General features: G+C 44.1%; 10 protein-coding genes. 1 reads left to right on the top strand and 9 read right to left on the bottom strand.

All coding sequences use genetic code 11. The features are described 5' to 3' along the window. Positions 1–91: 91 nt before the first annotated feature. The 9 genes from BBC0178_RS09300 to BBC0178_RS09260 form a co-directional block, all read right to left on the bottom strand. Positions 92–3,931, bottom strand: coding sequence for an SIR2 family protein (locus BBC0178_RS09300; protein WP_188317726.1), 3,840 nt, complete (start codon positions 3,929–3,931; stop codon positions 92–94). A gap of 539 nt (positions 3,932–4,470) precedes the next feature. Then, on the bottom strand, positions 4,471–5,421 hold the full coding sequence (locus BBC0178_RS09295; protein ID WP_078039960.1) for a PLP-dependent cysteine synthase family protein: 951 nt from the start codon (positions 5,419–5,421) through the stop codon (positions 4,471–4,473). Between the two features lie 15 nt (positions 5,422–5,436). Continuing rightward, positions 5,437–6,324 carry an ABC transporter substrate-binding protein gene (locus BBC0178_RS09290; protein WP_188317791.1) on the bottom strand — a complete coding sequence of 296 codons (888 nt, stop codon included), beginning with the start codon at positions 6,322–6,324 and terminating at the stop codon, positions 5,437–5,439. A gap of 144 nt (positions 6,325–6,468) precedes the next feature. Beyond that, positions 6,469–7,419, bottom strand: a complete 951-nt coding sequence (locus BBC0178_RS09285; protein ID WP_078039958.1) for an ABC transporter substrate-binding protein — start codon at positions 7,417–7,419, stop codon at positions 6,469–6,471. Between the two features lie 49 nt (positions 7,420–7,468). After that, positions 7,469–9,220 carry an amino acid ABC transporter permease/ATP-binding protein gene (locus BBC0178_RS12235; protein ID WP_269466608.1) on the bottom strand — a complete coding sequence of 584 codons (1,752 nt, stop codon included), beginning with the start codon at positions 9,218–9,220 and terminating at the stop codon, positions 7,469–7,471. A 120-nt stretch (positions 9,221–9,340) separates the two neighbouring features. Continuing rightward, positions 9,341–9,925, bottom strand: a complete 585-nt coding sequence (locus tag BBC0178_RS09275) for a GNAT family N-acetyltransferase (protein ID WP_078039956.1) — start codon at positions 9,923–9,925, stop codon at positions 9,341–9,343. Between the two features lie 14 nt (positions 9,926–9,939). After that, a complete protein-coding gene (gene msuE / locus BBC0178_RS09270; RefSeq protein ID WP_078039955.1) occupies positions 9,940–10,554 on the bottom strand; it encodes an FMN reductase in 615 nt (204 codons plus the stop codon). Between the two features lie 17 nt (positions 10,555–10,571). After that, the gene (locus BBC0178_RS09265) at positions 10,572–11,903 is read right to left on the bottom strand and encodes an LLM class flavin-dependent oxidoreductase (RefSeq protein WP_078039954.1); all 1,332 of its coding nucleotides are present in this window, start codon (positions 11,901–11,903) and stop codon (positions 10,572–10,574) included. A gap of 21 nt (positions 11,904–11,924) precedes the next feature. Further along, the gene (locus tag BBC0178_RS09260; RefSeq protein ID WP_078039953.1) at positions 11,925–12,929 is read right to left on the bottom strand and encodes an MsnO8 family LLM class oxidoreductase; all 1,005 of its coding nucleotides are present in this window, start codon (positions 12,927–12,929) and stop codon (positions 11,925–11,927) included. A gap of 260 nt (positions 12,930–13,189) precedes the next feature. On the opposite strand from BBC0178_RS09260, the gene BBC0178_RS09255 reads away from it, so the two are divergent. After that, positions 13,190–13,534 (top strand): DUF3088 domain-containing protein, encoded by a 345-nt coding sequence (locus tag BBC0178_RS09255; RefSeq protein ID WP_078040445.1) that lies wholly within the window; start codon positions 13,190–13,192, stop codon positions 13,532–13,534. Positions 13,535–14,113 lie beyond the last annotated feature (579 nt).

Here is a 14,113-nt window from a genome sequence, read left to right as displayed (position 1 = left end):
AAAAAAATGAGAGATGATGCCGGATTAAGCTTTGTTTCTAACCAGATGAAGCTTTAAACCCATCCCTCCGATCTCTCATCATTTATAGTTGTCAGGTAGAATAACGTCGTTTCAATTCTATATAACGCGCATCCTTTTTAAGGCTGCTATCAGATTCGACTATTTTTTGAAGAATTTCATCTATTTTGAAAGGTCGTTGACGAGTATCATTCGGCAAAACTGTAAATAGTAATTCCAACAGTTCTCTTGGATAATCCCGAATAATTCTATTGCCAAAATCAGGCGTTATCACGTCATCAAGTTTCAATTGGCCTATATCATATATTTTATTCAAGTGATGTATCATTGATTTCAACAGAAAAGGAAATTGCTCACCACTCCATATAAGTAAGTTGAAAAAACCGATTGATACTTTAGGTGACCAGGCGTCTATCTGCTTTGGCCAAGTAGAAAAAAATTCAGGCAAGCGTGATTTCCATTCATCGGACGAATTGTACGTAGTTAGGCCGCTAATCCAGATTTCAATTTGTTTTAAAATTTTCATCCGTAAATTATCATCGGATTTTAGTAATAATCCACGTAATTCTTCATCTGTGATACACGTTACGCCCGTAGCATTATCCGTTTTACTCCATAATGCCAGAATAAGTCCTGCGTAACGATCGATATATTTTAAATAAAAATACGGACGAGTTTTGTTTATTGTAAACAGATCATCTTTAATGACACTAAAAATTTCTGGACGCGGAAGATAGTAAGTATTAAAAAAACCTGACCATGCAGCGTCGCGGTCGATAGATTTGCGGCTGTGGAAAATTGGTAGCAAATGTTTTTGGGTCCAATCTTTATTGATTAGAAAAAACCAATCAATTTTAGAGAATAAAATAACCAGAACATATTGGCGGGAACTATCTGGCAGCTTCAAGAGAGATTCGATCAAATCGAACCATTCTTTATAAAAATATTCATCACTAAGGTTTTGTTTAAAAGGTTTTTCTAAAAGGGTTTCCGAGAGTATTCCGGCAGGTGCATTGATTGCTTCAGAATACCAGTTAACAGTATCGTTAGAAGTTTTCGTAAAAATTGATTGCCGTTTATGAGACTGCTTTTGCAAAATTCCAACGAGTTTTCTTACAAGATTAAAAAAGACTGGAACACACGTTTTTTCAAGTGTCGAATTTATATCCGATAACCAACGAACAACTTGCTTGATAAATTTTTCTATTTGCTTATCCGGATAATTGAGAAGACGATTGGCAATTAAAAGATTGAAGCGGTTTCGATTGGCTTTGCGAGCTACCGAGTTAAAAAATATGGGCCATGCCCATGGCCGAAAAATGCCTTTTTTTGCTTCAAGACATAATGCAGAAAAAGCAAGTACCGGCTTATTTTCTACCAATCCCGCGAATGGCATATTGGCAAGACTGAATTTATCCGGACTTTGTTGAATTCTTTCTGCTTCAGGCAATAGTTCTGAAAGTGGAATGTTTAATAAAACAGTGTAATCAATATTGGTGGATTCAAAATCGCTAGGTGCGACTTGATCTTGTTCACGTGCTTTTTCTTCACTCCATTCGGGCACGATGAAACGAAGTTTTTGGGCTTTTTTTTGTGTTGCAGCTGATAATTCACATCCCGCGTCTATTAAGCGCTGCAAACGATTTAAGCTTCGCCAAGCCCGCCGTTTTCTTCGGATGAGTTGATCTTTTTCAGTAAAATGAGGTGTATTTTCAAGTAACCTCTTTTCAATCATAGAGCGGGTGGAAATATTTAAATTTACCCAACGCGTTGCCAACATTGACAACAAGTCGTCCTCATGTTCGCAATTCTTGAATGTTTCGTCTGAAAGTGACGCGATAAAATGTTCGAATTCATCATCGGGAACTAGTTCCCGTTTGCCAGCAGCCATTATTCTTAAATTTGCAAATATAATATCATCGTTCTTTGGCCACGTTAAAAATTCTGATTTTGCAGCTTCTAGATCTACATTACATAGTTTATTAAAAAGTAATGAAAAATACATGATCATATCAGCGAGGCCAGTTATTGCATTCAAGTTGCTGATTTGAGTGTCGTGCCAATTAGGACGTTTGAACCCTATGGTGATTTGGAGATCGAATGCTTTTCTGAGCGAGTTTGTTAATTCCAAATTCGTTCGCAATACTTTAATTACTGACGCCAAACAATCATCAGGGATAATTGTATACCATGATTGGTATTTTGGGTAATCAATTGCGAATATCGCAGATTCGTTGGTAATTTCTTTGTTTCGTTGGGATTTTAGCAATTGTAGTTGTAGGAAATTACTAAATTCTACAGAAAGATGAGGACACGTTATTTTTGCAAATTGGGTGAGATCTGTTGCGGTCCATCTCCATTTTTTTCTTCGAAGCTTGAAAAGCAAATCGGAAACTTTGACATTTGTCGTATTCTTTGAAATTTCTATCAACAATTTCCATTTTTCTTGAATGGACATGTTGATTCCAGAAGAATTGCTTGCCAATTTTTTGGAAATATTATTTATGATGATGCTGTTAAGGGATTTTTGTTTAATTGCCCAACAAATTGTAGCTGGATGATCAATGACCTCGGTAATCCATAGCGCTAATTGTTCAAAACAATTGACGAGTTGCGAAGTTTTTCTACATAACGCAATGTTATTTTGAGCGTTTACTGACGTTGGATCGCGTTTACTAATATTTAAAGCATCCCATGCGTCCGATGGAGGTTCTCGCTCTAGGTTCTCATCCTTAGGAGCAAGGAGCAACACATCTGAATCAAGGCTGTATAGAGAAAATGGATCAACAAAATGCTCTTCCGGGAAGAATGGAATTAATTGATCAGGGGGGGCATAGCGACAAAACTTATCAAAAACAAAAAGCCATTCCGCAGAAGGAACCGGTTTTGTATGTGCAAATTTTTTTGCCCCTTCACTCGATGAAACAATATGTGCAATTTGTCCGCGTTCAAATGGTTGTAGCGCGCGAGGGTTACTCGCAAATTTTTTTATGACCTGTTCATACCACTTGTCGGGATTGCGCGCTCTTTTCGCCCAGGCTTCAAGCGTTTTCCATAAAATATCATAACCGCCCGCAGGAAAACAAATTGGCATAACACCTTTGTATTTCCAGCGATTGATGACATCGTCACCATCATTCGACTGGAAAGCATAAATTTTATTATGCGTTGCTTTCATTTTGAATAAAGCTTCAAGCAAATATTGCACCGGCGGGTCGTCAGCACTGTAGCCGACAAAGACGATTGTGTAATTGTCGAGAATTTGGCGAATGAACTGCGTTGCCCAACCTTCGGCAAGATAAGCTTTCCCGAACTGGGATGTCGAAAGAATGAATCCGTCACCTTCTGCGCCTTTATAATCTTTTGTTGCAAGTCCGTGGAGATAAACAATCCCGTCCATCTCGTCGACGCGTGAAGGATCAGGCAATTTCGGCGGCTGCCAAATTTTGACTTTTTTCCGGCATTGTTCAAACAAGCGGTCAAAATTCGTCGTAACCAACCTGACTTTCCCATCTACTCCGGTTGCGAGATCAAGTAAAATTTGATGTGCTTCCAAGTAGTCCGGCTTTTTTGGAGAATCTTGTTTTTCGGGATTCAGAGCTGATGCAACAGCCTCTTCAATATCTCCGGCACGAAAATCTCTTTCTAACAGGCCAAAAATACGATCAGCCGAGATCAAGCCGCTAATGCCTGCATTTTTTTCTATTTCATGCGCCGAGTGGATAAGCCTATAAGCATCGCTATCCTTACCAATTCCAAGATGTTTGGCTACAACATTTGCGAGGCCAAAAAAATCAGGCAAGCCTGCATATGCCCTTGATACGCCTGCACCACAGAAAAAGACCACTTTGCCTTCATCTCTCTCCCACAATAATTCATCGGGAATAGATGGTCCGTTGGCAAAGAATCGCACTGCAAGGTCTCCATTTTGTTTTTTATATATTACTATAGACAGCTTAAAGTCGTAAAGGAAAACGGATTTTCCTTAAAGTGGTATGTTGGTTTTATTATTTCAAAGAGGGAGCGTTGCCACGTGGGCTGCTAAACAAAATAGCGGTGGCGCATTTCGGCTTGATGTCTTTTAAGCTTTCAATATTCAAATTTGGCAAAGGGGTGTGTTCGCCCTGATGATGAGTACTTAAAAACACCCGTCAATTTTGCGAAAAAATTTCCCCCGAAATTTTACAAAAAAATTTAAACACATGGCAATAATACCTTGAAAAGGCCGATCTTCGTTGAGTTGAAGAAAAGGGGGGGAAGCTGTTTAGCGTCATTCATAAACACCAGCAGTCAAAGCCCTTTTTTGCGATTTAGGACCTTGTGCTTTTTACTATAGGAAGTGTGACGAAAAAACAAAATAGGGCTGGGGAAGAAAGAAAAAGTTAGCCGGCAAATTTTCGCACAAAAAGGGTTGCGGGCAGAAGCTCATCTGCCCGCAAATATGCAATTGTTTTAGTTCTTTGTTGCAGCACTCAAATAACGTTCGCCACTATCAGGGAAAATTGCCACAATCATTTTGCCTTTATTTTCTTCCCGTTCGGCAAGGCGGGTTGCTGTCCATAAAATGGCAGCGGCCGAAACACCGGGGAATATTCCCTCTGTGGTTAAGAGATCACGTTGAACATTAAGAGCATCAGCAGTGTCGAGTGAAAAAATTTCATCAACCACTTCTGCGGCATAGTTCTTTGGCAGAGACTCTGCGGGCACTTCACTTACCTTGTGCACGCCGTCAATTTCATCGGGATAGGGATTTTCTTCACTTGGAAGCGAGGTTTCTGCCGGTTCTGCAATAACAACTTTGATTTTTGGATTTTTCGATTTCAAATATTTTCCGGTTCCCGAAACCGTTCCGCCTGTGCCCATGGCACACACCAGAATATCCACCTGACCATCTGTATCTTCCCAGATTTCAGGACCGGTCGAGACAATATGAACCTTCGGATTATCGGGATTGGCCAATTGGTCGATAAAAAAGGCGTCCGGATTTTCCGAAACGATGCGGGCAGCCATTTTTTCCAATGCTTCCGGATCCATGAAAAAAGCGTTTTCAACCGCAACCACTTCCGCACCATAAAGCTTGAGAAGTTTTATTTTGTCGGCGCTGATATTATCGCTCACATAGAATTTCGTTTTATAGCCTTTGGCCGCTGCCACAGCGGCAAGCGCAATGCCCGTATTGCCGCTTGTAACATCGACAATGGTATCGCCCTTTTTCAGTTTGCCGGATTTTTCCGCTTCATTAATCATATTCAAAGCGGCACGGTCTTTTATACTGCCTGCCGGATTAAGATATTCCAGTTTGGCAATAATACGTGATTTCAAATGATGTTTTTTGCCGTAATGATGAAGCTCGACAAGTGGTGTCTTGCCGATAAGTTCAGTAATATTGTGATGGATTTTCATGGGGATAATTCTCCGCTATTCTTCTGCCATGCCTTGGGGATTGGTTTCTGAAACGTCGAGCGCTTCATCTTCCTGATGCCATTTCTCGAGAATTTTTCTGTAAACTCCCGACTTTATAAGTCCGTTGATTGCAATCGTAACCGGTTCGGCAAGACCACTTGATTTTCTCGTCGCGACCGAAACGTCGGAACGATCGGGCCAACCGGCAAGAAGTGTCCCGACTTTGCGCAAATTGCCATCACGCAATGCCATGTAAGCCAGTTTTGCATGTGGAGCGACAATCACATCAGCCCGCCCGGACTGTATGGCAAGAAGTCTTGCAGCACTATCATCATAGTCCTGAAGTGCGATCGGCTTCAGATTTTCACGAGTAACAATATCATTCCAACGCAACATAATGCGTTCTTGATTGGTCCCGCTACCGACGACAACCCGATATCCGGCGAGGTCCTCGGGTTTTTCGACCTTCTTGATCGGGCTGTCGGTTCTTACGTAAAATCCATGGATACCCTGACGATAGCTGGAAAAATCGAACTTCTTTTTGCGTGCTTCGGTAACGCCGACATTTGCTAGCACCGCGTCATACTTGCCGGAAGATAAACCGAGTGGCCAGTCGACCCACGGAATGGGAACAAGCTCGAGCTTTTTACCTAAACTTTCGGCGATTGCAGAGGCAAAATCCGCTTCCGAACCGATAGGCGTTTTGGCATCATTTGCATAAAACAATAACGGCGGATCGCTCGGGGCAACAGCAACAGTAAATGTGTCCTGTTTGACGAAATGATAGTCTGGCGGAATTGCTTTGATTGCATCTTCGTTTTTTTCGACGTGAATGCGTCCCTTCTGTTCCGAAGTGGTGTCAAAAAAGGGCTTCTGGTCAAGCCCCCATACGGTCATCGTCATTCTGAACAGAATAACAATGACCAATAATGGCAATATAATTATTGATTTCTTCATTGTAGTCATCTTGCCGACATTTGGATGTTGGATTTGCCGATAGATCTTGTGGTTACCGGTAAATATTGGATTGATGTTAAAATGGTGGTTTTACTGGGCTTTAGGTTTTGGCAGGCCGGGGGGATTGATTAGCGATTGCGAAACAGCTTCTTCCCACAAATTCCAACGTTTCAGGATTTTTTCATATGTCCCGTCGGCAATCATATCATTGATTGAATCCGAAACGGGTTTGGTGAGCGGGCTGTTTTTCGGCAAACCAACGGCAATATCGGCGGTTAATGGCCAACCACCATTGATAGTGCCAACCAGCCTTGTTTTTCCGGTTGTGGCAGAAATATAGGACTGCATGGCGTTAACGCTGAAAATTGCATCTGCGCGGTCACTATCAAGCGCTAGCGTTTGCAGGGCGCGGTCGTCATAATATTGGACTTCAACCGGTTTTAAACCGGCTTTTACATTCTGGTCGTTCCATTGCAAAAGCAGTTTTTCCTGATTTGTACCGGCATCGGTAATTACCCGCAAACCGGCAATATCTTTTGCTTCTTTGACTTCTTTTATGGGGCTCGATTTCTTGACATAGATACCGATAATATCATGACGATAAGTGGCAAAATCGAATTTTTCTTTGCGCTCTTCGGTAACCGTCAAATTGGCGATAACAGCGTCATATTTGCCGCTCGATAAACCCAATGGCCAATCTGCCCAGACAATTTCAACAAATTCCAGCTTTTTGCCCAAGCGTTCGGCAAGTGCAGAAGCGAGATCGGCATCCAGTCCGATTGGAGTTTTTGCGTCGCTTGCATAATCATGCAAAGGCAAACTACTATTGGTATTGATTGCAATCGTTAATGTATCTTTTTTGACAAAAGGGACATTGGCAACTTCATCAATACGCTGCTGGCTCGCCGCTATATGAGGGCGACCGGGTTGTTCGGGTGAAAAATCGATCGGCACCGTTTCAGACCGGGAGAGCTGTGAATAGGTGATGCCAATGACGACAAGCGCTATTTTGGCATAGGTATTTTTATTAAAGAAACTCATCAAGAAACCTCCCGGTGTTGGGCAAATAGCCTCATCTGGAAATGTTGGATTATTTAAAAACCTTGTTCAGAAAAGCTTTGGTTCTCTGTTGTTTTGTATGGTTGAAGACCTCTTCGGGACTTCCTGTTTCAACTATTTTTCCGCTTTCCATAAATATGATCGTATCAGCAACTTCGCGGGCAAACCCGATTTCATGGGTGACGACGATAAGTGTCGAACCGGTACGGGCGAGCTCTTTGATAACATCGAGAACCTCTCCGACAAGTTCCGGATCAAGGGCGGAAGTCGGTTCATCAAAAAGCAGAACTTTGGGGCGAAGCGCCAATGCGCGGGCAATGGCGACACGTTGTTGTTGCCCGCCGGAAAGCTGGCGGGGATAAACATTGGCTTTGTCTTTCAAACCGACACGGGACAACAGATCAAGCGCTTCTTCAACTGCCTTTTTATGGGGAAGTTTTTTCACTTGTGTCGGCGCTTCGATAATGTTTTCGAGAACAGTCAAATGCGGAAACAAATTGAAATTCTGGAACACCATGGCAATGTCGGCGCGCTGTTTCAAAATGTCTTTTTCTTTGAGTTCATAAAGCGTATTTGCTTCTCTGCGATAGCCGATCAATTCGCCATCTACATCAATAAAGCCGCTATCAACACGTTCAAGGTGGTTGATTGTTCTAAGGAGCGTCGATTTTCCGGAACCGGATGGTCCAAGAATAACGGTTACACTCCCTGCCGGCACTGTAAGGCTGACATTGTCCAACACCTTATTAGCACCGAAATATTTCGACACGTTGTGAACATTGACTTCTGCACCATCACCTGAATAGAGATTGCCGAAGCCCTGATGCTGGCACTCGTCAAGTGAAAAGGCCTCGTCATCGGTTAATGCCTCGACATCTTCCTTGAAGGTCAATTTGTCGTTCGACTCTGTAGTTGACGGCGTTTTGAAAAATGACAACTGTCCGGCAAGATTGCGTACACGGCGGCCAATGCGTGAGAAAGCGAGTTCCGAAGGGTTGCGTACTGCGCCTTTTGCATAGATGCTTTCAATATAATATTGGGCGATCGAAAGCACTGTCATAATGACAAGATACCAGACGGTTGCAACCATCAAAAGCGGTATCACTTCGAGATTGCGCCGATAGATAACCTGAACGGTGTAAAACAATTCCGGCAATGCCAAAACGTAAACCATAGAAGTGCCTTTGGCGAGGCCAATAATTTCGTTAAAGCCGGTGGGAAGAATAGTGCGCATGGCTTGCGGCAAGACTATGCGCAAGACTTGCCGTTTTTTCGACAATCCGAGCGAAGCGGCAGCTTCATGTTGTCCGTTATCGACCGATAAAATGCCGCCTCGTACGATTTCGGCAAAAAATGCCGACTGGTTGAGGGTCAAGCCGATGAAAGCAGCAAGAAAAGGTGTCAACAAAGATACCATCGGGTAATTGACGAGTATTTCGCCATTCAACGGATTTGTGAGGCGGATGCTTTCATAAAGATAGCCCAGATTGTTGAGAATGAGCAAAAGCACAATAAGCGGCACGGAGCGCAATAACCAGATATAGCTCCATGACAGGCCGGAAAGCAGTGGCGATTTTGAAACACGGGCCAATGCCAGACATGTTCCAAGTAACGAGCCAGATATCGTTGCAAGGATGGTCAGCAAAATTGTGCGTCCAAGGCCGGCGAGAACCGGTTCGGATAAAAACCATGTTGCGAAAACCGGCCATCCCCATTTTTCGTTTGTTAAAACCGAATATAAAATAACCGCAATCACAAGAACAGAAAAAACCGTGCCGAACATTCGCAACGGATAGCGCGCAGGTATGACCTTGCAATCCGAATATTGATTTGTTTCAGAATCGAATTTTGCGGACAGTTCGGGAGTATGAATATCTGTTAGTGATGACATGGGGGCTCCTTCTCAAAGGCTTGTTGGCGGCAATGCGCTTTCAGCTTTGACAGGTGAGAATGGCTGCAAATGATGATCGAGGTCATTTTCCCGGTCAGGATTGTGTTCGTGCGTTTTATTGCGGATGTCTTTTTCAAATGGCAAATGGCGATAAGCTTCCCAATCGCCATTCAAATCAAAAAGATTGGTATAGCCATTTTTCAGATAGAGATTGACAGCCTCGGGCTGGCGAAAGCCTGTGGTGAGATAAACGCGTTTGTAACCTTGCAATTGCGCTTGTCGTTCGAGTTTGTCGAGAATGAGGGCCGCAAGCCCCTGACGACGATAACCATTATCAATCCAGATGCGTTTGAATTCGGCTGTTGTGTCATCATAAAATTTGAAAGCACCGCCGCCGATCGTCTCTTCTCCGTCAATCAGGAGAAGAAAATTTCCCCGTGGCGGGGCGAAATCTTCAGCCGGATAACGGTCAAGCTCGGCTTTAGCGCCTTCTTCATCATAGAAGGTGCCGTAACGGCGATCGTATTCTTCTATCAAGGCGGCGCGAAGCCGCGCTGCTCGCGGATCCTTGAGGCTGGTGAAAACAAATTGTTTCATGGGCGTTTCCTCCCTCAAGAATTGGCCGCAAGGGGGAGAACATCATTATTTTCCCTTGTCAGTTGAATGGTGGTTTTTTGACCGGCACCATCGACCGGTTGGCTTTTGAGAAAGGGAAGGAATTGATTTACAGCCTTATCAATGCGGGAAACGAGATCTTGTGACTGGATTGTATTATCCGGTCCGAAATCACGTGACGAAGCATAAATAGCGGTTGGCAGGCTGTGCGCCATGAAGAAACCGAAAAGCGGGCGTAGCTGATGTTCAACCATCAAAGCATGACGGTCGCCACCACCAGTTGCTGAAAGAAGCACAGGTTTTCCATAAAGTCTTTCAGGCTCGATGAGATCAATGAAATGTTTGAACAATCCCGGATAACTGCCTTTATAGACCGGACTGCCGATAATAATGGCGTCTGCCAATGTCAGTTCTTCAATAATTTTTTGCCCTTTCGGCTCAAGCTTGTCGGCACGCTGGGCAAGTCCCAGCGTGGTTCCGATATCCAGAAGATCATAGGTCACAACCTCTGTGCCGAATTTTTTGGCCACTTTTTCACCAATATAATTGACGAGAGCGGTGGTTTTTGATGGCCGGTTGAAACTGCCGGAAAAAGCGATCACTTTGCTCATGTTTTGTCCTTTCGGCTTCAAGCAGCAACGATTTGCTGTTTTTCGGCATAACGGTTCGAGGGAATGGAAAGACCCAGATTTTCACGCAATGTGTTGTGATGGAGTTTGCGATCAAAATAGCCGCGTTCTTCAAGGCGAGGCAGAATTTCGGCAGAAAAATCGTCAAAGCCTTGGCCGCTCACCTGCATAGTGAGGATGAAGCCGTCGGCAGCGCCGCTGTCAAACCATTCGATGATGCGATTTGTAACGTCGTCATAACTGCCGATAAAATCGCCACGTTGTGTGGTTACCTTGAGTGCCACTTCACGTAAAGTCAGGCCTTTTTCTTTTGCCTCTTGCTTGATGTGGTCGCTCGTTGAACGGAAACTGTTTTTCCCGATATCGCCAATTTCGGGGAAAGGTTTGTCGAGATCATATTGCGCAAAGTCGTGATGATCGAAATAGCGGCCAAGATAGGCAAGTGCATCTTCAATATTGACGAGATTGCGGATTTCGCGGAATTTTTCTTCCGCCTCTTCTTTGGTTCGCCCTACAATCGGGTTGATACCTGGGAAAATTTTCACATCATTGAGCGAGCGACCATGTGCAACCGCTCCATCCCTGATGCGCTTGGCATAGTTTCTGGCCTCGTCAATATCTCTGATGTGAGTAAAGACCGCCTCGGCATATTTGGAAGCAAAATGGATGCCGGACTCGGATGCGCCAGCCTGGAAAATGACCGGTTCGCCTTGTTTGGAACGCTGGATATTGAGCGGCCCTTCTACCGAGAAAAACTTTCCGTGATGATTGACGCGGTGCATTTTCTTCGGGTCGAAAAACTGGCCGGTTTCGCGGTTACGAATAAACGCATCTTCTTCCCATGAAGACCATAGCCCTTTCACCACTTCGATATATTCGCTGGCGATTTCATAACGCAATGTATGGTCGGGATGAGGACGGCCATAATTTTTGGCGGTCCCTTCAAGCGGAGTTGTTACAATGTTCCATGCAGCCCGCCCGCCACTTAAAAGGTCGAGCGAAGCAAATTGGCGCGCAACTGTAAACGGGTCGCTGTAAGAAGTTGAAACTGTGCCACCCAAACCGATTTTCGACGTATGTGCGGCAAGAAACGATAGAAGAGTGAGCGGTTCGAAGCGGTTTAGAAAATGCGGAATTGATTTTTCATTGATGTAAAGCCCGTCGGCAACAAAAACGAAAGCGAGCCCCTCGGCTTCAGCTCGTTTGGCAAGATTGACATTGTAAGCAATGTTGACACTCGCATCTGCCGGAACAGAAGTGTGGCGCCATGAATTCATATGGCCGCCTGCACCATGAAGCATGATGCCGAAATTGATTTTATTATGCGTCATCTTTAATCTCCTTGATATAGGTCAGGCGGCGAGTTTTTCTTGCTCGAAAGCAAGGGCGCCAATTGCATTGATGCGTTCTTCGACACTGCTTGCAGGCAATTCCAACATGAATTCACCAATGCCAAACTGGTGATGAAGAGCTTGCAGCTCCTTGTTGACCGTTGCGGCAGTGCCGGCAATAATCTGTGTGCGATGTTCTTCGATGGTGTAATCGGAACGACCGGAAAGACGGCCGAAATCTTCTGCTGCTTCCAAAGTGGTGAGCGAAAATGTTTTGCCATCGGAAAAATGGATTTTATAAATGGCAATTGCATTGGCGCGTTCTTTTGCCCGCTTGTCGGATTTATCAATGACGGCGGCAAGCGCCAATTGCGGAACGCCACCCGAAGTTGCCCGACGAAAAGTGGAAACAGTATTTTTCAACTTCTCTTCGCTGCCATTCAAATGTCCGGCATAGCTGAATTGCCAGCCGAGGCGTGCAGCGAGTTTTGCGCTTTCGGCACTTGCTCCAAGCAGGAAGGTACTTGCACGGACTTCCGGCTTGGGTGTTGCGGCCAATCCGGCAAATCGCCCGTCCTTGATTTCCTCTCCGCCGAGGAGCTTATCGAGAAGTTCCAGTTTCTCTTCGAAACCGATGCGGTTTTCATCCGAAAATTCCGCCTGAAGTGCTGCTGTTGTATGTGGCAAACCACCCGGTGTTTTGCCGATGCCGAGGTCTACGCGTCCCGGTTCGATAGCCGAGAGCACATTGAAGACCTCAGCTATTTTATACGGGCTATAATGTTGCAACATGACGCCACCCGAACCGATGCGGATTTTGCGCGTTGCTGCCAACAGATAGGCAACAAGTATTTCCGGTGCGCTCGACGCAAATTCTTTGGAATGATGATGTTCAGCTACCCAAAAACGACGAAAACCAGCCGCTTCTGCTGCACGGGCTGTTTCTACTGCATTCCGTAACGCTTGCCCTGCATTGCGGTTGATATCAAGCGGGCATTTATCCAAAAGGCTCAAGTCATAGACCATTACAAAATCTCCTGCCGGTTAAACGGTTGTTTCGTCCTTATTCCTTCCGGACACCGTCTCGTTTTTTATAATCGGCGGAGAATTCGGATTTTGATAGCCTATCCATTCTATAGTTTTTCGAAATGTTAAAAAACATTTCCTGCTTTTCTCGGGTTTTTAAATTGGGATAATGGTCAATGAGCGTCAGAAAGGCGTATAAAATTTCAAACCAACATTATTTAGAGAAGTTCAAATCTGTATCATTCAGAAAAGAGGTAACGATGGCCAAAGATATTCTTTTTCTATTGCCGAAGGCTTTTAAAGATCCAAACCAGCCTGATAAATTGTTTTATTGTCCTCATTGCTTGCCGATCGAAGGGGCACTTGCCTCCTTTAAAGACAAGCTTAAAGATCTTGATGTGCGCTATGCCGAATTCACCCGCCCGCGCCAAAACGTTATTGCGCTTGCCGGTGAAGACAATCAGTCTCTGCCACTTCTGATCCTTGGCGAAGGGCGTAAAACAGCGCATAAAACCGGTGACTATAATGGTCATCAACTCGTGGCAGGAGCAAAACCGATATTGGCGGCCTTGGCGGAGCTTTACGGCATTCCGGTCAGTCATTAATTGGGGGTTCGAGAATTTAGTAGTCGATAGTGTGCAATCGGAATTGTTTATCAAATAACGTCCGATTGCTATTCACGCCAAGGCTCGACAATTCTGCCTTCAAACTAATTTCTGCTGAAAAATTGGCAAAAATAAAAGCGCCAAACAATAAAGGCATCGCCTTGGGCAAATATGCAGTGAAGAGAAATATAGAAAATTGCTTTTCCTGTCTCCTGTGGCAATCGGATAATGTTTGGTTCTTCGAAGGAATTTTGCCCTTATCTTTTTTAAAAGAATTGCTTGAAAAACAGGCGTAATCGTCAAAGAAAACCGGACGCGGCATAACAGCGTTTCCGGTTTTTCGATTTTCTCGTCGATTTTGTTATGAAATCCGCATCCGATTGTCGTTTCCGCGGGTTACAATTAAAAAGCGAGCAAGTTTGGTATGGCTTTTTGGCTTTCTTTTTAGCTTATGCAAGCAAGTGACCTTTTGTTTCACAAAAATGGTGTTTTAAACGGATAAAAGAGTAAAACAAATTATGTTCCGGCTTTGCTTTTGAAGAGATTTATGATAGGAATATTGATGTTCAAGTTGTTTGA

This window comes from Ditibartonella apihabitans, from assembly GCF_002007485.1.
In the GTDB taxonomy this organism is placed as follows: domain Bacteria; phylum Pseudomonadota; class Alphaproteobacteria; order Rhizobiales; family Rhizobiaceae; genus Bartonella; species Bartonella apihabitans.
This window is presented reverse-complemented; position numbering and strand designations above follow the sequence as displayed.